The 22,991-nt window shown below is 69.8% G+C and carries 25 protein-coding genes; 11 read left to right on the top strand and 14 right to left on the bottom strand.

Translation table 11 applies throughout. The features are described 5' to 3' along the window. Positions 1–12: 12 nt before the first annotated feature. From ACZ6ZD_RS06755 to ACZ6ZD_RS06745, 3 genes are all read left to right on the top strand, one after another. Entirely contained in the window at positions 13–783 is a 771-nt protein-coding gene (locus ACZ6ZD_RS06755) for a LemA family protein (RefSeq protein WP_465669084.1), read from the top strand. A gap of 265 nt (positions 784–1,048) precedes the next feature. Further along, the gene (locus ACZ6ZD_RS06750; RefSeq protein WP_465669082.1) at positions 1,049–4,027 is read left to right on the top strand and encodes an AfsR/SARP family transcriptional regulator; all 2,979 of its coding nucleotides are present in this window, start codon (positions 1,049–1,051) and stop codon (positions 4,025–4,027) included. Between the two features lie 134 nt (positions 4,028–4,161). Next, positions 4,162–4,527: a hypothetical protein gene (locus ACZ6ZD_RS06745; protein ID WP_465669080.1), complete on the top strand. Its 366-nt coding sequence runs from the start codon at positions 4,162–4,164 to the stop codon at positions 4,525–4,527. Positions 4,528–4,530: 3 nt separating this feature from the next. Here the strand turns inward: ACZ6ZD_RS06745 and ACZ6ZD_RS06740 are convergent, their stop codons facing one another. After that, on the bottom strand, positions 4,531–5,208 hold the full coding sequence (locus ACZ6ZD_RS06740; protein WP_465669078.1) for a DedA family protein: 678 nt from the start codon (positions 5,206–5,208) through the stop codon (positions 4,531–4,533). Positions 5,209–5,232: 24 nt separating this feature from the next. On the opposite strand from ACZ6ZD_RS06740, the gene ACZ6ZD_RS06735 reads away from it, so the two are divergent. Together ACZ6ZD_RS06735 and ACZ6ZD_RS06730 are read left to right on the top strand one after the other, a co-directional pair. Continuing rightward, positions 5,233–5,907, top strand: coding sequence for a TrmH family RNA methyltransferase (locus tag ACZ6ZD_RS06735; RefSeq protein ID WP_465669076.1), 675 nt, complete (start codon positions 5,233–5,235; stop codon positions 5,905–5,907). Positions 5,908–6,039: 132 nt separating this feature from the next. Then, positions 6,040–6,228, top strand: a complete 189-nt coding sequence (locus ACZ6ZD_RS06730; RefSeq protein WP_171673970.1) for a hypothetical protein — start codon at positions 6,040–6,042, stop codon at positions 6,226–6,228. Here ACZ6ZD_RS06730 and ACZ6ZD_RS06725 read toward each other — a convergent pair. The 6 genes from ACZ6ZD_RS06725 to ACZ6ZD_RS06700 are packed head-to-tail and all read right to left on the bottom strand — an operon-like array spanning position 6,217 to position 12,607. Continuing rightward, on the bottom strand, positions 6,217–7,947 hold the full coding sequence (locus ACZ6ZD_RS06725; protein ID WP_465669074.1) for an FAD-dependent monooxygenase: 1,731 nt from the start codon (positions 7,945–7,947) through the stop codon (positions 6,217–6,219). The genes ACZ6ZD_RS06730 and ACZ6ZD_RS06725 overlap by 12 nt on opposite strands. After that, positions 7,944–8,789 (bottom strand): intradiol ring-cleavage dioxygenase, encoded by an 846-nt coding sequence (locus ACZ6ZD_RS06720; RefSeq protein ID WP_465669072.1) that lies wholly within the window; start codon positions 8,787–8,789, stop codon positions 7,944–7,946. The genes ACZ6ZD_RS06725 and ACZ6ZD_RS06720 overlap by 4 nt, the downstream gene beginning before the upstream one ends. Further along, positions 8,786–9,988: a thiolase family protein gene (locus ACZ6ZD_RS06715; protein ID WP_465669070.1), complete on the bottom strand. Its 1,203-nt coding sequence runs from the start codon at positions 9,986–9,988 to the stop codon at positions 8,786–8,788. Before ACZ6ZD_RS06715 ends, ACZ6ZD_RS06720 begins: the two co-directional genes overlap by 4 nt. Continuing rightward, positions 9,985–11,016, bottom strand: coding sequence for a maleylacetate reductase (locus ACZ6ZD_RS06710; protein WP_465669068.1), 1,032 nt, complete (start codon positions 11,014–11,016; stop codon positions 9,985–9,987). The genes ACZ6ZD_RS06715 and ACZ6ZD_RS06710 overlap by 4 nt, the downstream gene beginning before the upstream one ends. Before the next feature lie 24 nt (positions 11,017–11,040). Continuing rightward, the gene (locus tag ACZ6ZD_RS06705; RefSeq protein ID WP_465669066.1) at positions 11,041–11,796 is read right to left on the bottom strand and encodes a CoA-transferase subunit beta; all 756 of its coding nucleotides are present in this window, start codon (positions 11,794–11,796) and stop codon (positions 11,041–11,043) included. Then, positions 11,789–12,607 (bottom strand): CoA transferase subunit A, encoded by an 819-nt coding sequence (locus tag ACZ6ZD_RS06700; RefSeq protein ID WP_465669064.1) that lies wholly within the window; start codon positions 12,605–12,607, stop codon positions 11,789–11,791. Before ACZ6ZD_RS06700 ends, ACZ6ZD_RS06705 begins: the two co-directional genes overlap by 8 nt. A 64-nt stretch (positions 12,608–12,671) precedes the next feature. Here ACZ6ZD_RS06700 and ACZ6ZD_RS06695 point away from each other — a divergent pair, with 64 nt between their 5' ends. After that, the gene (locus ACZ6ZD_RS06695) at positions 12,672–13,454 is read left to right on the top strand and encodes an IclR family transcriptional regulator domain-containing protein (RefSeq protein WP_465669062.1); all 783 of its coding nucleotides are present in this window, start codon (positions 12,672–12,674) and stop codon (positions 13,452–13,454) included. On the opposite strand, the gene ACZ6ZD_RS06690 is transcribed toward ACZ6ZD_RS06695, so the two are convergent. Beyond that, positions 13,451–14,308 (bottom strand): alpha/beta fold hydrolase, encoded by an 858-nt coding sequence (locus ACZ6ZD_RS06690; RefSeq protein ID WP_465669060.1) that lies wholly within the window; start codon positions 14,306–14,308, stop codon positions 13,451–13,453. The two genes, ACZ6ZD_RS06695 and ACZ6ZD_RS06690, sit on opposite strands and share 4 nt — an antisense overlap. Positions 14,309–14,355: 47 nt before the next feature. On the opposite strand from ACZ6ZD_RS06690, the gene ACZ6ZD_RS06685 reads away from it, so the two are divergent. Beyond that, complete coding sequence (locus ACZ6ZD_RS06685; protein WP_465669058.1) at positions 14,356–14,733, top strand: helix-turn-helix domain-containing protein; 378 nt, start codon at positions 14,356–14,358, stop codon at positions 14,731–14,733. Positions 14,734–14,762: 29 nt separating this feature from the next. On the opposite strand, the gene ACZ6ZD_RS06680 is transcribed toward ACZ6ZD_RS06685, so the two are convergent. Further along, the gene (locus ACZ6ZD_RS06680) at positions 14,763–15,359 is read right to left on the bottom strand and encodes an ester cyclase (RefSeq protein WP_465669056.1); all 597 of its coding nucleotides are present in this window, start codon (positions 15,357–15,359) and stop codon (positions 14,763–14,765) included. Between the two features lie 88 nt (positions 15,360–15,447). Between ACZ6ZD_RS06680 and ACZ6ZD_RS06675 the strand changes: the two genes are divergently transcribed. After that, positions 15,448–15,822 (top strand): winged helix-turn-helix transcriptional regulator, encoded by a 375-nt coding sequence (locus ACZ6ZD_RS06675; protein ID WP_465669054.1) that lies wholly within the window; start codon positions 15,448–15,450, stop codon positions 15,820–15,822. 88 nt (positions 15,823–15,910) lie between these two features. On the opposite strand, the gene ACZ6ZD_RS06670 is transcribed toward ACZ6ZD_RS06675, so the two are convergent. After that, the gene (locus ACZ6ZD_RS06670; protein ID WP_465669052.1) at positions 15,911–16,930 is read right to left on the bottom strand and encodes an SIS domain-containing protein; all 1,020 of its coding nucleotides are present in this window, start codon (positions 16,928–16,930) and stop codon (positions 15,911–15,913) included. Between the two features lie 139 nt (positions 16,931–17,069). Between ACZ6ZD_RS06670 and ACZ6ZD_RS06665 the strand changes: the two genes are divergently transcribed. Together ACZ6ZD_RS06665 and fbaA are read left to right on the top strand one after the other, a co-directional pair. Further along, positions 17,070–17,789 (top strand): GntR family transcriptional regulator, encoded by a 720-nt coding sequence (locus ACZ6ZD_RS06665; RefSeq protein WP_132156117.1) that lies wholly within the window; start codon positions 17,070–17,072, stop codon positions 17,787–17,789. Positions 17,790–17,963: 174 nt separating this feature from the next. Further along, the gene (fbaA, locus tag ACZ6ZD_RS06660) at positions 17,964–18,989 is read left to right on the top strand and encodes a class II fructose-bisphosphate aldolase (protein ID WP_465669050.1); all 1,026 of its coding nucleotides are present in this window, start codon (positions 17,964–17,966) and stop codon (positions 18,987–18,989) included. Between the two features lie 82 nt (positions 18,990–19,071). Here fbaA and ACZ6ZD_RS06655 read toward each other — a convergent pair whose 3' ends face one another. From ACZ6ZD_RS06655 to ACZ6ZD_RS06640, 4 genes are all read right to left on the bottom strand, one after another. After that, positions 19,072–20,052 carry a hypothetical protein gene (locus tag ACZ6ZD_RS06655; RefSeq protein WP_465669048.1) on the bottom strand — a complete coding sequence of 327 codons (981 nt, stop codon included), beginning with the start codon at positions 20,050–20,052 and terminating at the stop codon, positions 19,072–19,074. Between the two features lie 142 nt (positions 20,053–20,194). After that, positions 20,195–21,151 (bottom strand): type IV toxin-antitoxin system AbiEi family antitoxin domain-containing protein, encoded by a 957-nt coding sequence (locus ACZ6ZD_RS06650; protein WP_465669046.1) that lies wholly within the window; start codon positions 21,149–21,151, stop codon positions 20,195–20,197. Between the two features lie 63 nt (positions 21,152–21,214). After that, positions 21,215–21,961 (bottom strand): GNAT family N-acetyltransferase, encoded by a 747-nt coding sequence (locus tag ACZ6ZD_RS06645; protein ID WP_465669044.1) that lies wholly within the window; start codon positions 21,959–21,961, stop codon positions 21,215–21,217. A 12-nt stretch (positions 21,962–21,973) separates the two neighbouring features. Next, the gene (locus ACZ6ZD_RS06640) at positions 21,974–22,423 is read right to left on the bottom strand and encodes an HNH endonuclease (RefSeq protein ID WP_465669042.1); all 450 of its coding nucleotides are present in this window, start codon (positions 22,421–22,423) and stop codon (positions 21,974–21,976) included. Between the two features lie 146 nt (positions 22,424–22,569). Here ACZ6ZD_RS06640 and ACZ6ZD_RS06635 point away from each other — a divergent pair, with 146 nt between their 5' ends. Beyond that, positions 22,570–22,977, top strand: a complete 408-nt coding sequence (locus ACZ6ZD_RS06635) for a DUF3151 domain-containing protein (protein WP_465669040.1) — start codon at positions 22,570–22,572, stop codon at positions 22,975–22,977. Positions 22,978–22,991: the final 14 nt, after the last annotated feature.

Here is a 22,991-nt window from a genome sequence, read left to right as displayed (position 1 = left end):
GGGAGCAAGGCAATGACCTTCGTCATCATCGCGATCGTGGTGGTCGTCGTGATTCTCGGCATCGCGCTGATCACGTCGTACAACCGGTTCGTCAAGCAGCGGAACCTGATTCAGGAGTCCTGGCGGCAGATCGACGTCGAGCTGCACCGCCGGTACGACCTGATCCCCAACCTGGTCGAGACGGTGCGCGCGTACGCCGCGCACGAGCGGCACGTGTTCGAGGAGGTCGCCCGGCTGCGCACCCAGGCGGTCAACGTCCAGGGCGCGACCCCGGAGCAGCGGGCGCAGGCCGAGGGTCAGCTGTCCGGCGCGCTGCGGCAGATGATGATCTCGGTCGAGCAGTACCCGCAGCTGCAGTCGAACCAGAACTTCCTCGGCCTGCAGCGCGAGCTGACCGACACCGAGGACCGGATCGCGGCCGGCCGCCGGTTCTACAACGCGAACGTCGGGGACTACAACACCCGGATCGAAGCGTTTCCGTCGAATGTCGTCGCGGGCGCCTTCAAGTTCGAGAAGGCCGGCTACTTCGAGGTGAACGACGAGCAGGTCCGCGCCGTCCCGCAGGTCTCGTTCGGGACGATCGGCTCGGTCGCGGGGGAGCAGGCGCCGCCGCAGATGCAGCCGGGTCAGGTCTCCTCGGGGCAGGTCCACCCGCAGATCCCGGGTGCGCAGGGCAACTACCAGCCCCAGCCCGGCTACAGCGCGCAGCCGCCGGTGGGCGGCCCGCCTGCGGGTTCCCCCAGCCCGCAGGACGGACAGCCGCCCTTCACCGGCGGCCACTGAGACCAGCCGGAGCCGGTCCCACGGAGTGCCTGGCGGGCACTCCTTCGGCACCGGTTTCCCGTGGTTCAGGACCCCCGATCCCGAACTCCTACCAGTGCCGGGTCCGGGGTGCGGCGGCGGTCGGTCGCCGTACCCCGGGCCCTGCCTCCCCCCGGTACCGGTGTCAACAGTGCCCGAGTGAGATACATCCGGCGTACATCGGCCTTCCCGCGCGGTACGGCGGGATGCCACGATGGGGCGGTTCGAGAGTGGAGAGGGTAGGCGAGTGGACAGTCCGAGGTACGGGATCCTCGGGCCCTTGCGTCTCAGCCACGTCCAGGGGCAGCCGCTACGGGCCGCGAAACCGCGGCAGTTGCTGGCGACCCTGCTGCTGCACCCGAACCGCTTCGTCTCCACCGACCTGATCGCGGACGCACTCTGGGAAGGCACTCCGCCACGCTCCGCGACCGCGAACATCCGCACCTACGTCCGCGCGTTGCGCGGAGTGCTCCAGGACGCCGGTCTGTCGGCTCCGATCGACACCTCCGCGGCCGGCTACAGCATCGAGGTCGGCGTCGACGAGCTCGACGCCAGCCTGTTCGAGTCGCTGCTCGCCGAGGGCGGTCACCTCCGCGACGCCGGCGATGGCAAGCAGGCCATGCAGGCGTTCTCGCGGGCCTACGCGTTGTGGCGCGGCCGCCCGCTGGAGGACCTGATCATCCCGGCCGCCTGGGAGGGCTCGGTCAGTCGGCTCGAGGCCCAGCACCGCGGCCTGGTCGACACCCTCCTCGATCTGCGGCTGGCGTACGGCGATGCCAGTGGCGCCGCCGTCCTCCTCAGTGCGCGTCTCACGGACGACCCGTACGACGAGCAGCTCTGGCGTCGCTTGGTTGACGCGCTGCTCGCGGCCGGTCGGGTCGGCGAGGCGCGTGCGGCGTACCAGAAGGCCGTGCAGACCCTGGCCGACGAGCTGGACATCAAGCCGGGGCCCGAGCTGGAGGCCGCCGGCGTACGCGCCGAGAACGGCCGCTCCGCCAACTGGCCGAACCCGGGGATCCCGGCCGATCGTGCGATGGAGGGGCTCACGGCCGAGGCCGCACCGGGCCCGATGGCCGCGCCGGAGCTGACCGAGACCCGGCGTCCGCCGAGCCAGCTGCCGCTCGACCTGCCGGACTTCAGCGGCCGGCAGATCCACCTGGAGCAGCTGCGGGATCTGGTCTGTGGGCGCGACCCAGTCCGGCCGCCGATCGCCGTTGTGTCCGGCGCCCCTGGCACGGGCAAGACATCTCTGGCTGTTCGGCTGGGCCATTTGGTCCGGGACTCCTTTCCGGACGGGCAGATCTACCTCGACATGCACGGCGCCACCCAGCCGCGCGATCCGGCCGCAGCGCTGACCGATCTGCTGCTCAGCCTGAACCTGCCCGACTATGCGATCCCAACCGACCCCGAACGCCGCTCCGCGATGCTGCGGTCCGAGCTGGCCAGCCGCCGGGTGCTGATCATCCTGGACGACGTCGCCACGGCCAGCCAGGTCGCACCGCTGATGCCAGGGACCGGTGCTTCAGCTGTCGTCGTGACGAGCCGGAACCGGCTGATGGACCTGGCCGGCGCGGACAGCCTGCCGCTGGACACCTTCGACGACGGTGAGGCCGCAGCCCTGCTGGAGTCGGTGGCCGGCGCCGGCCGGGTCGACCGGACGACGTCCGCCGCCGAAGAGATCCTGACCGCCTGTGGGAACCTGCCGCTCGCGATCCGGATCGTCGGTAGCCGGCTCGCCCAGCGCCCGGACCTGAGCCCTGGCGAGCTGGCCCGCCGGTTGCGGGACGAGAGCTCCCGGCTCGACGAGCTGAGTATCGGCGAGCTCGCCGTCCGGACCAGCGCGGACCTGAGCTACGACGCGCTGAACCCTGACGAGGCCAGGTTGTACCGGCTCATCGGGCACTTCGCCGTCGGCGTCTTCTCCGCGCGCGCTCTGGAGGCGATGGCGTCACCCGCATCGGTACGCCGAAGCCTGGACCGGCTGATCGAGGTCAACCTGGTCCGGATCAGCTCGATCGACCACCGCGGGACGGCCCGCTACCGGATGCACGACCTGCTTCGGCTGCATGCGATCGGCGTCGGTGACGAGAGCCAGCGGGCCGAGGCGGTCAAGGATGTCGCGACGGTGGTCGACGCCATCCTGAACAAGATCCGCCGGGCCAATGCGGCGTTGAGCGTCGAGTACTTCGGCGTCCTGGAGCACTCGGGTCCGTTGACGTCACCGGATCCGCAGCCGTTCACCGAGACCGATGCGATCGCCTGGTTCGACAGCGAGCGCAGTACGTTCGTGCCGGCCATCCGGGCGGCCGCTCAGAACGGGTTGCACGACTACGCGTGGCGGATCGCGTCCGCCTGGTCGCCGTACCTGGACATGCGGGCCGGGTTCGACGACTGGGGTGAGTCGCATCGGCAGGGCCTGCGCAGCGCGATCGAATGCGCGGACCGGTGGGGTGAGGCGATCATGCATCGCAACCTCGCGCAGCTGGCCGTCTACCAGGACGACTGGGCGACCGCCCGGGCGCACTTCGACCAGGCGGCGCCGGTGTTCGCTGAGGTCGGTGATCGGCTCGGCGCCGGGATCACCGCGGTCGGGATGGGCACCTGGTTACGCGAACGCGGTAGCCGTGACGACGCGTTGACCCAGTTCGAGAACGCGATCGAGGCGTTTGTCGAGGTCGGCAACGCGAATGCCGAGGCGGTCGCGCGGACGGCGGCGGCGTCCGTCTGGCTGTCCCGCGACGACACCGTCACGGCCGGGCGCTACCTGGCCCAGGCCTACCTGCTCGGCGTCCGGCTCGGTGACGCGCACCGGGTGGCCAAAGTACGGCGCCGGATCGCCGGTCTGCGGTTGCACCAAGGTCGCCACGATCAGGCGGTCCGGCAGTTGCGGCAGTCGCTGGCCATCTTCACCGACCTGGGTGACGACCACTGCGCCGCGCACGCGCGCGCTGAGCTCGGCCACGCGCTGATGGAGCGCGGTGAGCTCGCAGCGGCACGCAAGATGCTCATCGACGCCGTGGAGATCGGCCAGCGGCTCGGCGATCGCAGTGTCGAGGGCCGCGCCGCTCAGGACCTCGGCCGGCTCTACCTGACCACCGGCAACCTCGACTGGGCTCGCCGTACCTTCGAACGCGCCGCCCGGGTCTGGCAGCAGGCCGGCAACGACAGCCGCGCCGCCGCCTGCCGTCTGGAGCTCGCCGGCTTCGAAAGCGCCGCCGCGGGCTGAATGTACGCCCGCTGTATCGCAACACCTCAGTATTGCTGGTACCACGGCAAAGAAGGGCCGGACGGTACTACGGGGATCGGGGGATACCTATGGCCCAGGGGGAGGTCGCGGAAGCTGTGGAGCGTCGATTCCACGTGGGGAATCCACGAGGGACCGAAGCGGCGCTGGACTGGCAGCTGGAACGGGTGGGGTCGACGGCCTGGCAGGACTGGCCGTTGAAGTTCCAGCGAATGGCCTTCGGCTATGCCCAGGACAGCGGCTGGCAGGACGCGGCCGACGCAGTGCGGTGGCTCGACCATCACTCCCTTCTGCACGAAGGGACGGCGCCACGGGGGGCGCTGGTCTGGTACCAGGCGGCAGACCGGATCCGGGTGGCATCTGCACTCGGATCCGGTCAGGTGGTCGGCCCGCTGGTCGGCGGTCCGGTGGCGGTGGCGATGCTCGCCGACCTCAGCACGGACTGGGTCTGGACCGACCCGGTGTTCCCGTTGGGGCAGTGACGCTCAGTCGACGACGGTCGGCGCATCCGCGGCGGCGAGCAGCGCGGCGGCCTTGCGGCGCTTGGCCAGCGCGAACTCGACGACCATCGGGATCAGCGAGACCAGCACCAGCAGGATCAGCGCCGACTCGAGGTGGGCGTGGATGAACTCCACGTTGCCCAGCGCGTGCCCGAGCAGGGTGATCCCGGGCGCCCAGATGATCGCGCCGATCCCGGTCCACAGGAAGAACTTCTTCGGGCTCATCTTGCCGGCGCCGGCGACGATCGTGATGAACGTCCGGACGATCGGCACGAACCGGGCCAGCACCAGCGCGCGCGGGCCGTACCGCTCGAAGAACTCGTGCGTCTGCTCGATGTACTTCGGCTTCAGGAAGCGCGCGTTCGGGTTGGTGAACAGCGACGTCCCGAGCACCCGGCCGATGTAGTAGCCGGACACGTTGCCCAGGAAGGCCGCGACGGTCAGCAGTACACAGGCCAGCCAGAGCGGGACGCCGATCGAGTCCCGCGCGATGAACAGGCCGACCGCGAACAGCAGCGAGTCACCGGGCAGGATCGGGAACAGCACCCCGCACTCGATGAAGATCACGGCCAGCGTGCCCCACAGTGCCCAATCGCCCAGCCAGTTCAGCAGGAACTCGGGGTCCATCCAGTTGGGCATCAGCATCGCGAGTTGTACAAGCACCGGCACAGGGTAGCGTCCCGACCTGTGCAAGAGCTCAATCGCGATGAGACGGACCTCCGCGGGACCGACGTGGTCGGCCCGAACGAGGTCGGGGTCGGCCCCTGGCAGGGTGAGCGCCCGGATGACCCCCGCCTGGACCCCGAGCTGCTGGACGCCGGTGACCGGCGCAACGTCGTCGACAAGTACCGCTACTGGCGGCTGGAGGCGATCGTCGCGGACCTGGACGAGCAGCGGAACCCGTTCCATGTCGCGATCGAGAACTGGCAACACGACCTGAACATCGGCTCCGTCGTCCGGACGGCGAACGCCTTCCTGGCCACCGAGGTGCACATCGTCGGTAACCGGAAGTGGAACCGCCGTGGCGCGATGGTCACCGACCGCTACCAGCACGTCCGCCACCACCCCCAGCTCGCGGACCTGGCGACGTACGCCGCCGAGCGCGACCTGCCGGTGATCGGGATCGACAACCTGCCCGGCTCGGTCCCGCTGGAGACCTTCGACCTGCCGGCCGGTTGCGTGCTGCTGTTCGGCCAGGAGGGCCCCGGCCTGACCGACGAGGCGCATGCGATCTGTACGGCGGTGCTGTCCATCGCCCAGTTCGGATCGACGCGCTCGATCAACGCCAGCGCGGCCGCCGCGATCGCGATGCACGGGTGGATCCGGCGGCACACGTTCGGCCAGTCGATACCTGACGCGTAACTCACCTGCGTCCTCGTCCGTTGAAGAGTGCGACAGAAGTGAGGCTTCTCGAAACAAAGTCAGACCCCTCGGGCGGGGCCGGCGCGTCCTCACACGCGCCTGCTGGGTTTGTGACGGGAACAGGGGGTTGCGGTGAGTTCGTTGTGGGATGAGCTGATCCACGAATTGGGGACCGTGCGCGCCTTGAGCGCGGCGGCTCTACAGGCGCGCTCGGAGACGTCCCGGGTCGCGCTGATCACGCTGCTGGACGCCGAGACCGCGGAGATCTCGGCGATTCTCGAGCAGATTCTGCGCGAGGCCCAGCAGTCGTCAGCGGCCTAGTAGCCGGCTGACGGCCTGCTGCAGGGTCTCGGTCGGGTCGGCAGGTAGCTCGGACGCGCGGAAAGCGATGTGCGCGTCCGGGCGAACCAGCAGACAGCCGTCGTCCGGGATCTCGCGGACGCGCGCCCAGTCGCCGTACAGGTCCTGCAGCTCGTGGCCGGGCCCGATCACGAGTGCTTCGAGCGGTACGCCGATGCGCTCGGCGACGGTCTGCGCTGCCTTCACCCAGGCGCCGCCGCCGATACCGGTGAGCAGCGTGAAACGGCCCTTGCCGACGACGTCCAGGGTGCTGACGGTGTCGTCGCCGCGGGTCAGCCAGGTGTGCGGGATCCGCGCGCCCGGCCAGGTGGTCGGGTGGTAGTACAGCTCCGCATCCCGCTCGTACGCCGGCTCCGGCGTCCCGTCCGGGATGACGGCCGCCGAGCGGTAGCGCTGACCGAGCTCGACGCCGTGCGCGTTGAACTCGTAGTCCTTGAGCTCGATCGCCTGCCGCAGCTCCTCGCGCTGCGCCGCGCCTTCGGGGGTGTCGTCCTTGCGGGATTCGATCGTCCGGCCTTCGGGCGCGTCCGGGGTCATGCCGAGCGCCTTGAAGATCTGGCCGAACTGGGTGCGGCTCTTGTTCGCCCGGTCGACGATCTGCCGCGCGATCGGCGTCCGCTCCTCGTCGTACGTCTGCAGCAGTTCGGGCGCGGCCTGGCCCTTCAGGACCAGGGCGAGCTTCCAGGCCAGGTTGTAGGCGTCCTGGATCGAGGTGTTCGAGCCGAGCCCGTTACTCGGCGGGTGCCGGTGGATCGCGTCGCCCATACAGAACACGCGCCCCTTGGACGCCTGCTCGGCGTACATGTGGTTGACGCTCCAGACCGAGGTGCCCTTCAGCTTCACGTCGATCGTGTCGTCACCCACCAGGTTGTGCACGATCTCGGTCGCCATCGCCTCGTCGACCACTGGCGCGGGCTGGGTGATGTCGTAACCCCAGACGATCAGCCACTCGTTCCACGGCCGGACCATCCGGATCAGACCGGCGCCGATCCCGCCGATCTGCGCGCCGGGCTGCAGCACCCAGTACAGGACGCTCGGGCGGTGTGCGACGTACTTGGCCAGATCCGCCTCGAAGACGATGTTCATCGAGCCTTCGACGTCCATCGCGCCGGCCATCGGCAGCCCGATGTCCTGAGCGACCTTGCTACGGCCGCCGTCCGCGCCGATCAGGTACTTCGCCCTGATCTGGTAGGTCTCGCCGGACAGTCGATCGCGGACGGTGGCGGTGACGCCGTCGTCATCCTGCTCCAGCGAGAGGTATTCGGTGTCGAAGCGCAGCCGGGCGCCGCGGGCGGCCGCCGTACTGACCAGGATCGGTTCGAAGAGGGTTTGGGGCAGGTCGCAGGGGAGGGTCGGGCTGGCCTCGGTGTAGTCGGCGAGCCGGCGCGGATGCGTGCCCCAGGTGCGGATCCGGCCGATCTCTTCACCGGCGAGGCTGGTGCAGAACGCGGTTTGGCCCATCAGCTCATGGGCGGTGCCCTTGTCGGTGATCTGGTCCTCGATGCCCATGTCGCGCATCAGCTCGACCGTGCGCTGGTTGGTGATGTGGGCGCGCGGTGTGTTCGCCGTCCAGCCGTAGCGGGTCAGGACGATGTTGTCGACGCCGTACGTGGACAGGAACAGGGACGCGGCGCCGCCGGCTGGGCCGCTGCCGACGATCAGCACCTCGGTCGTGATCATTGCGACTCCTCGGCGAGCACCAGGTCGTAGCTGACGGAGTAGTGGCCATCAGGGTGTTCGGTGAACTCGGTGACGAGCGAGTCCTTGACGCCGAACACCGCATCCTCTTGCAGGTAAGGGTCTCCGGACTCGAAGACATGGGTGATCAGTCGGTGGTAGCCGGGTGCGGTGACCATGAAATGGATGTGCGCGGGGCGCATCCAGCCGCGGCCGGCCGCGCGCAGCATCTCGCCGACCGGTCCGTCGACGGGGATCGGGTAGGCGACCGGTTTCACGGCCCAGAACGAGTAGTTGCCCTCAGCATCGGTCTTCAGGTGGCCGCGGTTCTGTGGCGCGGTCAGGCCGTCTTTCTGGACGTCGTAGAAGCCGTCCTCGTCGGCCTGCCAGGTCTCCACGGTCGCGCCCGCGATCGGCTCGCCCTTGGTGGTCAGCACCCGGCCGCTGACCAGGCACGGTACGCCGGGCGCGCCGTTGGCGAGGTCGTCGCCGTTCTTGACCTCCGGCGAACCCTCGACGAAGAACGGTCCGAAGACGGTCGACTCGGTCGCGCCGTCGGCGTCCGGGCTGCCGAGGCCGACGGTCAGCATCGACAGACCGAGGGTGTCGGCCAGCAGGACGAACTCCTGGCGCTTGTCGTTCGAGATCTGACCGGTCCGGGTCAGGAAGTCGATGGCGAGGAAGTACTCCTCCTCGGTGAGGTTCACTTCGCGGGCGAAGGCGTGCAGATGCCGCACCAGCGCGCTCATCACCTCTTTGGTCCGCGGCGCCAGGCTCCCGTCGAAGCTGGTCACCACCGCGTCCGTCAGCTCGTCTCCGTGCAGGTCCATTGGGCTGCCTTTCATGCTTCGATCACCATGGCCAGCCCCTGCCCGACGCCGATGCAGAGGGTGGCCAGTCCGTAGCCGCCGCCGCGCCGCTTCAGCTCGTGCGCGAGGGTGGTGAGAATGCGGGTGCCGGAGCTGCCGAGGGGGTGGCCCAGGGCGATCGCTCCGCCGTTCACGTTGACCTTGGTGGGGTCGAGGTCGGGCCACTGCCCGAGACAGGCCAGGCTCTGGGCGGCGTACGCCTCGTTGAGCTCGACCAGGGTGAGGTCGTTCCAGCTGATACCGGCCTTGGCGAGCGCCTTGTTCGACGCTTCGACCGGGCCGATCCCGAAGTACTGCGGCTCGACGCCGTGGACCGCTCGGCTGACGATTCTGGCCAGCGGGGTCAGCTGGAGTCGTTGCGCGGTGGCTTCGTCGGCGATCAGGACGGCGGACGCGCCGTCGTTGAGGGTGGAGGCGTTGCCGGCGGTGACGGTGCCGTCGTCGCGGAAGGCCGGTTTGAGCTTGGCCATCAGCTCGGGCGTGCTGCCGTCGCGGATCGACTCGTCGCGGGTCAGCGGCGTGTGTTTCGCGGGCAGGATGGCGGTGAGGCGATCCCAGGGGAGGACTTCGTCGTCGAAGGCGCCGGCCGCCCAGGCCTTGGCGGCCTTCTCGTGCGAGGCGAGGGCGAACAGGTCCTGGGCTTCGCGGGTGACGCCGTACTTCTCGGCGAGCTGCTCGGTCGCCTCGTCGAGCGAGACCGTCCATTCCTTCGGCATCCGGGGGTTGATGAAGCGCCAGCCGAGCGAGGTCGACTCGGCCTGCAGGCTGCCGTGCGGGTAGGAGCGGTCCGGTTTGGGGAGGACCCAGGGCGCGCGGCTCATCGACTCGACACCGCCCGCGATGACGAGGCTCGCATCCCCGGTCTCGATCGCGCGGGCTGCCTGGATCGCGGCTTCGAGCCCGGACCCGCAGAGCCGGTTGACCGTCGTCCCGGGGACGCTGGTCGGGAAGCCGGCCAGCAGCGCGGCCATGCGGGCGACATCGCGGTTCTCCTCACCGGCGCCGTTCGCATTGCCGAGGACGACGTCGTCCAGCTGGCCCGGATCGATCGCGGTGCGTCGCGCCAGCTCTTGCAGCGTGACGGCGGCGAGGTCGTCGGGGCGGGCACCCGCGAGTGCGCCGCCGAGTTTGCCGACCGGGGTGCGGACGGCGTCCAGCAGGTAGGCCGATCTCATCGTGCTGCTCCTTCGGGCCGCGTCCCGGCCCACGCTCTGGTGAGGATCTCGTCGACGTCGTCGGGGAAGCGGGCGGCGGCGTCCGCGGCCTGCTCCTGAGTGAGGCCGAGCTGCTGGAGGCTGGTCGGGATGTTCGCCTGCTGGAACAGGTCGAACAGACCGGTCGCCAGGTCGTCGGTTTGAAGCGCGTCTTCCAGGCGGGCTTTGGCTTTCGGTACGTTCGGTGCCTGTATGCGGGCCACCTGGGGGAGGACCGCGGCATGCGTCTCGGCGTGCGGGAGGTTGTAGCTGCCGCCGAGCAGGTGGCAGAGCTTGTGATGGACGCCGGTGCCGGCCTGGGCGAGTGCGGAACCGGCCAAGCAAGCGCCGTAGAGAAGGTTGCTGCGGGCATCTAAATCGCTCGGCTCTGCGACGGCTGCGCGGAGGCCTGCGCTCAATGCCCGCGTCGCTTCCACGGCGGTGTTCTCGGTGATCGGATTGGCTTTGGCGGTCCAGACTGCTTCCACGCAATGGGCCAGCGCGTTGGCGACACTTGCCGCGGTCGTGTGGATCGGCAGGCCGATCGTCAGCTCGGGGTCGTAGAGGACCGTTTGCGGCAAGACCCTGGTGTCGGTGCCGGTCGTCTTGCTGCCGCCGCTGGTCTCACCCCACACCGGCGTCATCTCGGACCCGGCGTACGTCGTCGGCACCGCGATGATGCGGACGTCGTCGGTCAGCGCGATCGCTTTGGCCAGCCCGACGGCGGATCCACCGCCGATCGCGATGACCCCGTCGGCTTGGATTTCTCGGGCCTTGGCGCGGGCGGCCTCGGCGACCTCGGTGGGGACGTGCTGCCGGACGCCGTCGATGCGTCCGGCGAAGAGTTCGTTCAGATCGGTTTGGACCTGGTCGGCTGCTTGTTGCGCCGATCCGGTCGCGATGACGAGCGCCCGGCGTACACCGAGCAGTTCGGCCTCGGCTGTGACCTGCCGCCGGCTGCCGGCGCCGAAGACGACCCGGCTGGGGAAGGACGTGTGGACGAACTTCATTCCCAACCACCCCATTCGCGGTGCTCAGTCATCGATGACCTCCCGGGCGCGGAGCCGGCGGAGCATGTCGAGCTCCAGCTCGGTCGGCGCCGGGACCTCCTGGACGTCGGCCGCGAGCTTGAGCTCCCAACCGGTCGCCGCGCGCGCCTGCTCGGCAGTGACACCGGGATGCAGCCGCGTCATCGTCAGCTCGTTGGTCTCCGGGTCGGGCTCGAGGACGCCGTGGTCGGTGATCACCAGCGTCGGACCGGCACCGGGGGCCTGCCGCTCGCGGCCGGTCGGGCCGTAGCCGACCGAGGTGACGAAGTCGACGCGCTCGACGAACGTCCGCGGGGACTGCTTCACGATCACGATCACCCGGCCGGCGTTGGCCGCGATCTCCGGCGCACCGCCGGCGCCGGGCAGCCGGGTCCTCGGGTTGTCGTGCGGACCGATCACGGTCGTGTTGATGTTGCCGAACCGGTCGATCTGCGCGGCGCCGAGGAAGCCGACGTCGATCCGGCCGGCGCCGACCCAGTAGTTGAACATCTCCGGGACCGAGACCACGGACGTGGCCGTCGCGGCCAGGTCGTCGTCCCCGATCGAGAGCGGCAGCCGCCGCGGTTTGGCGTCGATCGCGCCGGACTCGTAGACGAGCCGGCAGGACGGCGCATGCGTGTGCCTGGCCAGGTTCGCCGCGAGGTTGGGCGGGCCGACCCCGACCAGGCACACATCCCCGTCATGCAGTTCGCGGGCGGCGGCGACGTTCATCATGTCGGCGCTGTCGTAGGTCTCAGGCATCTGCGGCCGCCTCCAGTCCGTTCTCCTTGGCCCAGGCCAGGAAGGCGCCGCGGTCGCGCGACACGGCGTCCCACTGCTGGTAGAAGTCGTTGTCGCGGGTCGAGTAGCCGAGCGCGTACGACGGCCAGGCGCCGCCCGGGACGACGCTGACCGCGGCCAGCGCCCACTCCGGGAGGACCACCGCGCCGGTCCGCTCGGGGAACTCGTCGACGATCTCCTCGACGGTGACGATCGCCCGGTCGGCCGCGAGGACCGCCTCGCGCTGGACGCCGGTCAGACCCCACAGCATCACGTTGCCGTCGTGGTCGGCGAGCTGCGCGTGGATGACGGTGACGTCCGGATTGACGGCCTTCACCGCGGCCAGCTCCTCGCCGGTGAACGGGCAGGTGACGCGGCTGATGATGTCGCTCTGCTGCTCCAGATCGGTGCCGCGGTAGCCCCGGAGGACGGCGAAGGGGAGTCGGCCGGCGCCGGCGACGTACGCGTTGGCGAGACCTGCGTGGCTGTGCTCGTGCACAACGAGTTTGTGCGGCCAGTGCTTCTCCACGGCGTCGCGGAGGCGGTGCAGTGAGCCCACGCCCGGGTTGCCGCCGTACGAGAAGACCAGCTCATCGGCGACGCCGAGGCCGATCAGCTGGTCGTAGACGACGTCCGGCGTCATCCGGACGAGCTTCAGGTGGCGGCGGCCCTGGCGGGCGATCTCGTGCGCGGCGGCGAACGGGATCAGGTGTGTGAAGCCCTCGAGCGCGACGGTGTCGCCGTCCCGGACGTGGGTCGCTATCGCTTCGTCGAGAGGTACTGGACGGGGCATCCGCAGCTCCACTATGATTTCGCTGAGCGAAAAGTTCTTCTTTCAACGAAAAGTAGGGTAGTCGATGGCCGGTGAGGCGTCCAGCGGGACCTTTCTGCAGGGGCTCGAGCGCGGGCTCGCGGTGATTCGCGCGTTCTCGGCGTCCGCTCCGGCGCTGACGCTGAGCGAGGTGGCGCGCGAGGTCGGCATCACGCCGGCGACCGCGCGGCGGATCCTGCTGACGCTCGAGCAGCTGGGCTACGTGCGAACCGACGGCCGGCAGTTCTCGCTCACGCCGCGCGTCCTCGCGCTCGGCTGGGCCTACCTGTCGTCACTCGACCTCGGCGAGCTGGCCGGCCCCTTCATGGAGGAGCTCAGCGTCGCGACCCGTGAGTCCTGCTCGATCGCGACCCTCGACCTGCCCGACATCGTCTACGTCGCCCGCGTCCCCACCAGCCGCATCATGACCGTCGCCCTCGGCGTCGGCGCCCGCCTCCCGGCGTACCCCACCTCGATGGGCCGAGTCCTCCTGGCCGGCCTCCCGCCCGCCGACCTCGACGCCTACCTCACCGCCCTGACCGCCGAACCCCTCACCGACCGCACCCTCGTCGACCCCGAAGCCCTCCGCGCCGCCATCGACCAAACCCGCGCCGACGGCTACTCCATGGTCGACCAAGAGCTAGAACAAGGCCTCCGCTCCATCGCCGCCCCCATCCACAACTCCCGCGGCCGCGTCATCGCCGCCCTCAACGTCTCCGCCCACGCCTCCCGCTCCACCCCCACCTCCCTCTGCCGCGACTTCCTCCCCCACCTCCACCAAGCCGCCACCCAAATCACCACAGCCCTAACCCACCGCGGCCACCTCTAACCCCTCCCGCGGGGCTTACTTGCTTGGGGTTTGTGGGGTGGGGCGAGCCAGGTGGTTAGGGCTTTGGTTACTGCGGTGGGGTTTTCGAGGGGGGTTAGGTGGCCGACGGATGGGAGTTCGATGACGGTGGGGGTGTGGGGGAGGTGGGACTGGAGTTGGTAGGCCTGGGTGAGGGGGAGCCAGGGGTCTTCGGCGCCCCAGCCGATGCGGACCGGGCAGCGGACGGCTGAGAGGCGGTTGGCGACTGGGCGGGTGTGGTCGGGGTGGAGTGCTGCGATCTGGCGGTAGAAGGCGGGCTGGCCGGTGGCGCCGCGCCAAGGGCGGGTCAGGTGGTCCAGCCAAGGGAGGGGGAGGCGGCCGTTGGCTGCGCTGGAGATGTACTCGTCGAGCAGGGCGGTGTGGAGAGCGGCCGGGAGCTGGGCGAAGACGTCGGCGTGCTGGGCGACCAGCCGGAAGAACGGCGATCCCCAGGGCTCGAGGACGACGGCGTCCCAGAGGAAGAGGGTGGCGTAGTCGACGTGGTGGAGCAGATGGGCGCCGAGGGCAACGGCTCCGCCGATGTCGTGGGCGACGACGTGCGGCTGGTCCAGTCCCCAGTGCGAGACCAGCGCGGCGAAGCGGTCCATCTGCGTGCGGAGGTCGACCGGGACGTGTTTCGGGGAGCGCCCGTAACCAGGCATGTCCCAGAGGAACACCCGATGGGTGCGGCTCAGCTGCGGCGCCACCTCGGCCCACACCTGCGCGGACCACGGCGTCCCGTGGCAGAGCACGATGTCGCCCGCCGGCGTCCCGTCCGGCGTCAGTATGTAGGTCGCGACACGCGCCCCACCGATCTCGCCGTACTCAGGCTCCATACCGCCGACGCTAGAACTTCAGGTCGACCTGAAGGCAAGATGGCCGGATGAGGATCGGCGAGGTCGCCCACCAGCTCGGGGTCGCGACGCATGTGCTCCGGCACTGGGACGACGCCGGCGTCGTCGTCCCCGATCGGACGGCGACCGGCCACCGCTCGTACACCGAGGACCACCTCTATCGCCTGCGCGTCCTGCAGGCCTGTCAGGCCGTCGGAATGAGCCTGCCGGAGATCCAGCAGGTGCTGCACCGCGCCGAACCGCATCGGACCGGCGTCATCGAGCGCCGCCTGCAGTGGATCCGCGCCCAGCGCGACCAGCTGGCGAACGCCGAGCGCTTCCTCGTGCACGTCATCGGCTGCGAGCACGACCTGCTCACCCGCTGCGCCGAATGCAGCGAGTACGCCGAATCGGCGTCCGGCTCCTGAGCCTGGCCGGACGCCGATCGCGCGCTGGATCAGCCGAGGCCGATCTGGGTGTTGAAGGACTGGTTGTCCCAGAACAGGTATTCCTCGTCCATGGTGTGCCGGCGGTTCCAGATGCCGACCGTGGCCATGGAGATCTTGTAGGCCTTGCCGGTGGGCTTGATGAATCCGCCCTTGCCATCCGGCATCGGGCGGGTGAAGGTGCCCTCCATGATCCCGGTGACCGCGGTCAGCTCGTTGGTCGCGAGCCGCAGCGGGTGCTGCTGGATCCGGGTGTCCGGCGCCCAGACGAACATCGCCTTCAGATCCGCGATGTGCTTGTCGATGCCGTCGGTGAAGTGTCCGTCCGGCCAGTGCACGCGGATGTTCCGGGCGTGACTCTCGTCGAGCCGGTTCCACTTCTGGCCGGTGAAGATCTCGAAGTCCAGCTCGTCGAAGATCCGCAGGTGCCGCCGCTCGTCGGGTGACAGGTGCGGCGGCAGGCCGTCGCCGCCATGCCCCGCTCCGCGCTGCGCGTCGCCGGAGTCGCCGTACGCGAGCGCCGTACCGCTGCTCACCGCGGCCAGCGCGAGCGCGCCGAACCCGGCCGCGCCGCTGCTCCTGATCAGAGAACGCCGATCGATCGTCATCGTCCATCTCCCTCTGTAGTATCTGCTAGATACTGCTTACCATCAGATACTACAACCCTCAAGTACCTGGTCTCCGTACACTGGAGACGTGAGCGAGGACCTCGAGTACGACGTGTTCTCGTCCTCCTGCCCGTCCCGGCCGGTCCTGGAGGACGTGACCGGGCGCTGGGGTGCGCTCGCGCTCGGAGCGCTGGCCGATGGCCCTTTGCGCTTCAACGAGCTACGCCGGCACGTCGACGGCGTCAGTCAGAAGATGCTCGCCCAGTCCCTGCAGGCATTGGAGCGGGACGGGCTCGTGCATCGCGACGTCCAGTCGACGTTTCCGTTGAAGGTCGAGTACAGCCTGACGCCGACCGGCGCCGTCCTCGCGGCGAAACTGCTAGACCTGATCGGCTACCTGACGACGAGCATGCCCGGCATCCTCGCCGCCCAGCAGACATACGACGAGGCCCGCGCCGACTGACGCGCGCCCCGGGGCGGTGCTGATCCCCGGTACCAGCACCGCTTCAACCAGCCCGACCGGACGACCGGCCGGGCGCGGGTGAGTGGGATCAGTCGGTCTGGGTGACCTTGCGGAGGCCGCGGGGGGCGTCGGGGTCGAGGCCGAGTTTGCGGGCGAGGGACTCGATCGCGCGCTGGGCGGGGATGACGAGGGCGAGCGGGGCGAGGGTCTCGGGGAGGTCGGGGCCCGGGAGGTTGACGTCGCAGCGGGCGGCGAAGGTCGGGTCGCCGCCGATGCCGAGGATCTTGCTGCCCTTCTCGCGGACGACGCCGGCCAGCTCGGTCATCCCGGGGAGCGCGGGGCCCTCGCCGGCGGCGACCAGGATGGTGACCAGGTCGGCGTCGACGACGGCGATCGGGCCGTGCTTGAGGTCGGCGTACGAGAGACCGCGGACCGGCTGCAGGCAGGTCTCCTCGAGTTTGAGGGCGACCTCCAGCGTGGTGCCGAAGGTGAGGCCGCGGCCGCTCGCGAGGACGTCGTGGGCGCCGGCGAGCAACTCGGCGGCCGCTTCGACGGACCCTTCGAGCATCTGCGCGGCCGCAGCCGGGACGCGGGCGATATCGGCGTCCAGCGTGCCCGGCTTCTGGGCGAGCGCGTCGACGGCGACGGTGATCGCGGCCAGCTGGGTGGTGTACGTCTTGGTCGCCGGGACGGCGAGCTCCTTGCCGGCCTGGGTGATCAGGGCGACGTCGGCGGTCGACGCCAGCGGGCTGTCGCCGTCGTTGGTGATGCCGACGATCGCGGCGCCGTTGCGCTTGGCCCACTCCGCGGTGTCGACGATCTCCTGGGTCGCGCCGGACTGGCTGACCGCCACGACCAGCGAGTTGGACAGGTCGAGGTTGGCGCCGTACAGGGTGGCGACCGAGGGCGCGGCCAGCGAGGCCTGGCGGCCGGCGTGGATCTCGGTCAGGTAGCGGCCGTAGACGCCGGCGTTGTCGGACGATCCCCGGGCCACGAAGATGACGTTGCGGCGACCCGCGGCCAGCCGCGTGATGTCGTGCCGCAGCGGCAGCACGTGCTCGAACGTCGCGGCCAGGGCGGCCGGCTGTTCGGCGATCTCGCGCGCCATCTGGGTTTCCGGAACGGGGACAGACACCACTGCGATCACTGGTCCTATCTGGTCTTAACAGGTATGCTGCGCACGATAGCAGTGAGCGGCGTCCCGGGGCACCCCCGAGGCCCGCCCAGGTCTGGAGGATCGAGAAGCGATGGTGGCGACGAAGCGGGCCCAGGTCCGATCGGTGCTGGAACGACTGATCGACGTCGAGCTGCACCCGGGGGATCCGATCCCCTCGGAGCGGGCCCTGGTGGACAAGCTGAACGTGTCCCGCGTGACCGTGCGGCAGGCGATCAGCGACCTGGTCGAATCCGGCGCGCTGGAGCGGGTGCACGGCAAGGGCACCTTCGTCACCGGCCCCCAGGTCGACTCCCAGCTGCACCTCACCTCGTTCTCCCGGGAGATGCGGGCCCGCGGCCTGGAGCCCGGGACGGTCGTGCTGTCGGCGACCGAGATCGAGGCCTCCGACGAGACCGCGAAGGGCCTGCGGGTCGCCAAGGGCACCAAGGTGATCCGCGTCGAGCGGCTGCGCACCGCGGACGCCTCGCCGATGGCCTACGAGGTCGGCTATTACCCGTCGGCGCTGTTCCCCGGCCTGCTCGGCCGCGAGCTCGGTACCCTGTACGACGTCTTCGCGAGTGAGTACGACGTCGTCGTCACCTCCGGTGAGCAGACCGTCCGGGCGGACAACGCCGACGGTCATGTGGCCCGGGTTCTCGGCGTGGCCAGGCGGGCACCCCTGCTGGTCCTCGAGCGCACCACCTTCGCCGGCCGCAAGGTCGTCGAGCTGTCCTGGTCGGCCTACCGGGCCGACCGGTACCGGCTGCACATGGCCCTCACCCCGCGCGGCCCGCGATCCGGGTCGGCCTGACGGCAGCGGTCCGGGCGACTGGACCGATCCTGTCACCAACTGGTCTGTTCTGCTGCTGTTCGCTCCCCGGTCACCTGGCCGGTCAGCAGGCGGGCCGCCCGGTACGACGAAGTGCCGGGCGGCGATACTGGAGCTCAACCCACAGGAATTTTGTTGTGAGGAGTACCGCGAGACATGCCTATTGCCACCCCTGAGGTCTACGCCGAGATGCTGGACAAGGCCAAGCAGAACCGCTTCGCCTACCCGGCCATCAACGTCAGCTCCTCGCAGACGCTGATCGCCGCGATCCGCGGTTTCGCCGAGGCGGGCTCGGACGGCATCGTCCAGGTCTCCACCGGCGGTGCGGAGTACCTGTCCGGCTCGACCGTCAAGAACATGGTGACCGGCTCGGTCGCCCTGGCCGCGTACGCGCACGAGGTCGCCAAGCACTACCCGGTGAACATCGCGCTGCACACCGACCACTGCCCGAAGGACAAGCTGGACGGCTTCGTCCGGCCGCTGCTGGAGATCTCCGCCGAGCGCGTCGCCCGCGGTGAGAACCCGCTGTTCCAGTCGCACATGTGGGACGGCTCGGCCGTCCCGCTGGACGAGAACCTCGAGATCGCCAAGGAGCTGCTGGCCAAGGCCGCGGCGGCCAAGATCGTGCTCGAGATCGAGGTCGGCGTCGTCGGCGGCGAAGAGGACGGCGTCGCCAACGAGATCAACGACAAGCTCTACACCACCGTCGAGGACGGCCTGGCCACGGTCGAGGCGCTCGGCGCCGGGGAGCACGGCCGCTACCTGACCGCGCTGACCTTCGGCAACGTGCACGGCGTCTACAAGCCGGGCTCGGTCAAGCTGCGCCCGGAGATCCTCAAGGACATCCAGGACGCGGTCGGCGCCAAGATCGGCAAGGAGCGCCCGTTCGACCTGGTCTTCCACGGCGGCTCCGGCTCGACCCTGGAGGAGATCCGCGCCGCCGTCGACCACGGCGTCATCAAGATGAACGTCGACACCGACACCCAGTACGCCTTCACCCGCCCGGTCGTCGCGCACATGTTCGGCAACTACGACGGCGTCCTCAAGGTGGACGGCGAGGTCGGCAACAAGAAGGCCTACGACCCGCGCGCCTGGGGCAAGGCCGCCGAGGCCGGCATGGCCGACCGCGTCAAGGAAGCCTGCGAGAGCCTCCGCTCCACCGGCACCTCGCTGAACGCCTGAGCAAGAGCTCGATCGCGCCGCGGCATCAGCTGCCGGCGCCCCCTCACGGACCCGCTGCCTGGGCAGCGGGTCCGTTGTGGTTTCAGCGGACAAGCAGGCCTCCCCAGTCGGGGGCGTAGAACGGCGTGATCGACTGGCAGTCGTTGATGGGTTCGTCGGTGGCGGAGAAGCCCCAGAGCCAGCCGAGGCGGTCGGTGCGGCCGTCCTTGAAGGAGAACGAGACGGGTTTGCCGACGAGGCTTGCGTCGACGGACTTGGTGACGATGCCGGTGGCGACGCCGACCGGGCCGCCAGTGGCGAGGCAGGTGATGCGGCCCTGGAAGTCGGCGACCACGCTGCCGTCGGGTTTGTGGTGCGTGACGTGGAAGTTGCCCTTCGCCTGTTTGGCGTTGCCGCCGGGCGCGACCCGGGCAGCGACGGTGAAGCGGAGCGGATCGCCGAAGAACTGCGGGGTCTTGCTGGTGCCGCCGAGGACGGCGAGCACGTTGGTTCCGGTGGCGCCCGACTTCAGGTCGACCCGTTCGGACGAGGACGTGGCGGCAGATGCCCCTTGACCGGCGTCACCGCGGACGCGGAAGTCACCCCAGGTGACGGGGAAGTGCGGCGCGGTGCCCTGGACGCGGCTGATCGGGGCGCCGAAGAAGCCCCACACCCAGCCGATCCGATCCTTCCGGCCACCGTCGTACACGGTGAGCGAGATCTGTTTGCCGACGAGCTCCAGCGGGACGCCGGGGTTGTCGGCGCGCTCGATCGTGCCGGTGACGATGCCGACCTCGTCGATGGCGTAGAGGCTGGTGACCTTGCCGCTGAAGTCGGCGACCAAGCTCCCGTCCGCGTTGCGGTGGGTGACATGGAAGGTGCCGCTCGGATTCAGCGGATTGTCGCCCTGGGCATCGACCTCGAAACTCACCGGGTCGCCTTCGTTCTCCGGCCCGAACTCCTTGCCGAGAACTCCACCGGCCTTGCCTTTCACCTCCATCGCCGCAGCTTGCCGGGTGGGCTCGACGGCGGCGAACGACGGCGTGCCGGCCAGCACGGCGAGGACGGCGACACCGGCGGTCATGCGAAAAATTCTCTGTCGGGCGGACAACACTGGTTGGCTCCTTTGCTTTCGGATTCTGCGACCAACCTGGTCGATCCGGGCGCGCGGTAGATCCCTCCGGCGAGCGAAACGGCTAGCTCGGACGGGTGATTCGGCCCTTGGGTCAGGTGCGAGCGCGGATGCGGGTGAAGGGGCGGACGCCGGAGCGGCGGCGGGCCAGGGCGAAGGTCGTGCGGAGGCGGTCGGTGACGAGTTGGGGGTGGTCGAGGTCGGACCAGGAGACCCAGCAGGTCTCGACCGGATAGGGGGCGTCGGCTGGTTCGGGGGCGGTGGGTGGCTCGGGGTCGTCGTCGGTTTCGTACTCCTCGCGCCAGTAGGGACGGCGTAGCTCGAACTCGACGAGGGTGCGTTCCTCGGGGAACCACAAGATGCCTCCGGTGGGGGCTTCGGGGTCGGAGGGCGGAGGTGGGATCGGAGCCGGCAGGCCGGCCTTGGTGAGGATGAGGCGGAGACGGGTCTCGGCGACCGAGGCGGCCCCGGTGCGGCGGTCGAGGAGATGAGCGGCTCGGTCGGTGTCGTGGGGGAGCAGGCTGACGGCGCGGGCGGCGGTGCGTGGGGTGACGAGGCCGGAGTACAGGGCGGCGTCGATGAGGGCGATGGTGGGGACGGTGGCGGCCGTGGCGGCAACTTCGGCGACGGCGCGGGCCGGCGAGACCATGCGGAGTTTGTTCCAGGTCAAGACGCCGGGCCCGACGGGATCACGGACATGTCGGTGAACGCCCGGTGGAGACCCCGAGTCGTACGGCGAGGTGACGTGAACCGCCGTCAGGTCGAGACCCCAGGCGGGTAGGCCGTGCAGCACGGCCGCCGACTGGTGGCTGGCGAGGATCGCCGGCCCACCGGCGCGCAGGACGGCGGCCACGCGACGGACGTACGCATCCTCCTCGGTGACCACGCTGAGCAGTCGATGGACGGCGTACTTCCCGTGGCGAACCCGCCACCAGCCGCCGACGCGCAGCAAGTAGTCGATATCCGCCTCGTGATATCCGCACGCCCGGGCATCGGCTCGGGTGAACACACCGCCGCGAATCGCGGCCATCACGGCAAGTTGAGCATTCATGCCCTAGAACCTGCCGCGTTCGACCCCCGATTCCGCGACCGATTTCCAACCTGTGGAGAACTTTCAGAGCCGGTGCCGCACCCACACGTTCGGCTCGGTGTAGGTCGCCGTCCCCGTCGCCAGGTCGCACTGCACCGGAACCAACGCGCCCGGGACGTCGATCGGTCCGGTGGTGTCGAACGGCAACGACGTCCAGCGACGCCATTCGTCGAGTGAGCCGGCGATCAGCCACGACGTCGGCGCGATGCCGACGATCTCGCCGCCCATCCGGACGTGGGTGCGAAGCCAAGGATCGGCGGGCAGCCCGTCCGCTCGGGTACGCGCGGCGTACGCACGCAGCGAAGTGTGCGGCTCGGCGGCCTTGCGGGTCGGGCGGACCGGCGCGAGCAGAGTCTGGTGGCCGAGCTCGGCGGCGGCTTTGCGGAGCGCGGCGAGCATGGCCGCCGCCACGCCCTGACGCTGGTACGGCCGCGCGACGCTGATGTCGAGGGCGCAGGTCGTGTCCGGGCGGACGCCGCGGTCGGCGTCCGCGAAGGCCCAGACCGCGGTCTGCTCCCAGCCGCCGGTCGGCAGGACCGGCCGGGCGGCCAGCTGGACGGCGTGGGCGTCGGCGACCACTGTGCCGTCGGGGGCGGTCGCGACCAGGCAGGTGCCCGGGAAGGTGTCGAGTGTGCGCCAGAAGTACGCCTCGGAGACGCGGTTGTGGCGCATGAACTCCGGCCAGTCGCCGGCGTCGAGATCGGCGCCGGCGAGCTGCGGCCGGTCGGCGACGGTGCTGATCTCGAGCGGCGGCAGCGGGTCAGCGGGCATAAAAAAGGCTCGTCATGTGACTATGACGAGCTCGGCTCTGGTTGGTACCCAGGGTTGCCATAGGAGGGGCATGTCGGCCTCGCCGGGGGTGCGGTTGCCTTTGCGCTCGTTGCAGGAGGCATGGGCGGCGACGGCGTTCAGCCACTCGGTACGGCCGCCTCGGGAGCGGGGATGGACGTGGTCCATAGTGTCGGCGTTGTCGAGACCGCAGTAGGCGCACCGGAACTTGTCGCGCCGCAGGACGCCGTGTTTGGAGTACTTCATCCGGCCGGCGGCGTAGCGCCAGTGGGTGACCACATAGCGGACCAGGCGGAGGACCCGGGGGACCGGGAACGGGCCGATGGTTCGGCCGCCGTGCGCCTCTTCGACGACCGCGACCTCACGGACCAGCATCCGGATGGCGTGCTGGATCGAGACGGTGTGCAGCGGTTCGTACGACGCATTCAGAACAATGACGCTCATCCGGTGCCTCCAACTGGGCCGTAGCTGGGAACCACGGCGGTCTTGACGCAGGGTCTCAAGCATCCGTGGCCGGTCGGTGAACGGTCAACGGATTTCGTCAGACGGTCACGTGCCGAGCCGGATGCGCGATCAGCGAAGATGTGCTTATGGAATTGAACAATCTGCTCTCAGGTCCACCCGAGACACTACTCCCCGTGGACCCGGCCGCGGCGGAACTCGCCGCCGGGGTCTCCGCGACCGACGTCGCGGCCAAGTTCCCGGCGTCCTCGCTGGCCTGGGGGACGCTGGCCGAGGCCTCCCTGGAAGGGGGCCGGACGATCGAGGCCTACGCCTACGCGCGGACCGGCTACCACCGCGGCCTCGACCTGCTCCGCCGCAACGGCTGGAAGGGCCACGGCCCGGTTCCGTGGGAGCACGAGCCCAACCGCGGCTTCCTGCGCTGCCTCGCCGTCCTGGGCAAGGCTGCCGGTCTGATCGACGAGAAGGAGGAGGCCGAGCGCTGCGCCACCTTCCTGCGCGACTCGTCGCCCACGGCCGCCGACGTCCTGGCCTGAAATCCGCTTGCCCG

It is taken from the genome of Kribbella sp. NPDC104218, assembly GCF_055584105.1.
The sequence above is the reverse complement of the archived record's forward strand: the minus strand, read 5'-3'. Positions and strand labels throughout refer to the sequence as shown.

Bases quoted from the DNA above. Each gene is read 5' to 3' on its own strand.
- ACZ6ZD_RS06755 (WP_465669084.1), top strand. From the start codon at position 13: ATGACCTTCGTCATCATCGCGATCGTGGTGGTCGTCGTGATTCTCGGC.
- ACZ6ZD_RS06725 (WP_465669074.1), bottom strand. From the start codon at position 7,947: ATGATCACGACCGAGGTGCTGATCGTCGGCAGCGGCCCAGCCGGCGGC.
- ACZ6ZD_RS06720 (WP_465669072.1), bottom strand. From the start codon at position 8,789: ATGAAAGGCAGCCCAATGGACCTGCACGGAGACGAGCTGACGGACGCG.
- ACZ6ZD_RS06715 (WP_465669070.1), bottom strand. From the start codon at position 9,988: ATGAGATCGGCCTACCTGCTGGACGCCGTCCGCACCCCGGTCGGCAAA.
- ACZ6ZD_RS06710 (WP_465669068.1), bottom strand. From the start codon at position 11,016: ATGAAGTTCGTCCACACGTCCTTCCCCAGCCGGGTCGTCTTCGGCGCC.
- ACZ6ZD_RS06705 (WP_465669066.1), bottom strand. From the start codon at position 11,796: ATGCCTGAGACCTACGACAGCGCCGACATGATGAACGTCGCCGCCGCC.
- ACZ6ZD_RS06700 (WP_465669064.1), bottom strand. From the start codon at position 12,607: ATGCCCCGTCCAGTACCTCTCGACGAAGCGATAGCGACCCACGTCCGG.
- ACZ6ZD_RS06695 (WP_465669062.1), top strand. From the start codon at position 12,672: ATGGCCGGTGAGGCGTCCAGCGGGACCTTTCTGCAGGGGCTCGAGCGC.
- ACZ6ZD_RS06690 (WP_465669060.1), bottom strand. From the start codon at position 14,308: ATGGAGCCTGAGTACGGCGAGATCGGTGGGGCGCGTGTCGCGACCTAC.
- ACZ6ZD_RS06685 (WP_465669058.1), top strand. From the start codon at position 14,356: ATGAGGATCGGCGAGGTCGCCCACCAGCTCGGGGTCGCGACGCATGTG.
- ACZ6ZD_RS06680 (WP_465669056.1), bottom strand. From the start codon at position 15,359: ATGACGATCGATCGGCGTTCTCTGATCAGGAGCAGCGGCGCGGCCGGG.
- ACZ6ZD_RS06670 (WP_465669052.1), bottom strand. From the start codon at position 16,930: ATGGCGCGCGAGATCGCCGAACAGCCGGCCGCCCTGGCCGCGACGTTC.
- ACZ6ZD_RS06665 (WP_132156117.1), top strand. From the start codon at position 17,070: ATGGTGGCGACGAAGCGGGCCCAGGTCCGATCGGTGCTGGAACGACTG.
- fbaA (WP_465669050.1), top strand. From the start codon at position 17,964: ATGCCTATTGCCACCCCTGAGGTCTACGCCGAGATGCTGGACAAGGCC.
- ACZ6ZD_RS06655 (WP_465669048.1), bottom strand. From the start codon at position 20,052: ATGACCGCCGGTGTCGCCGTCCTCGCCGTGCTGGCCGGCACGCCGTCG.
- ACZ6ZD_RS06650 (WP_465669046.1), bottom strand. From the start codon at position 21,151: ATGAATGCTCAACTTGCCGTGATGGCCGCGATTCGCGGCGGTGTGTTC.
- ACZ6ZD_RS06645 (WP_465669044.1), bottom strand. From the start codon at position 21,961: ATGCCCGCTGACCCGCTGCCGCCGCTCGAGATCAGCACCGTCGCCGAC.
- ACZ6ZD_RS06640 (WP_465669042.1), bottom strand. From the start codon at position 22,423: ATGAGCGTCATTGTTCTGAATGCGTCGTACGAACCGCTGCACACCGTC.
- ACZ6ZD_RS06635 (WP_465669040.1), top strand. From the start codon at position 22,570: ATGGAATTGAACAATCTGCTCTCAGGTCCACCCGAGACACTACTCCCC.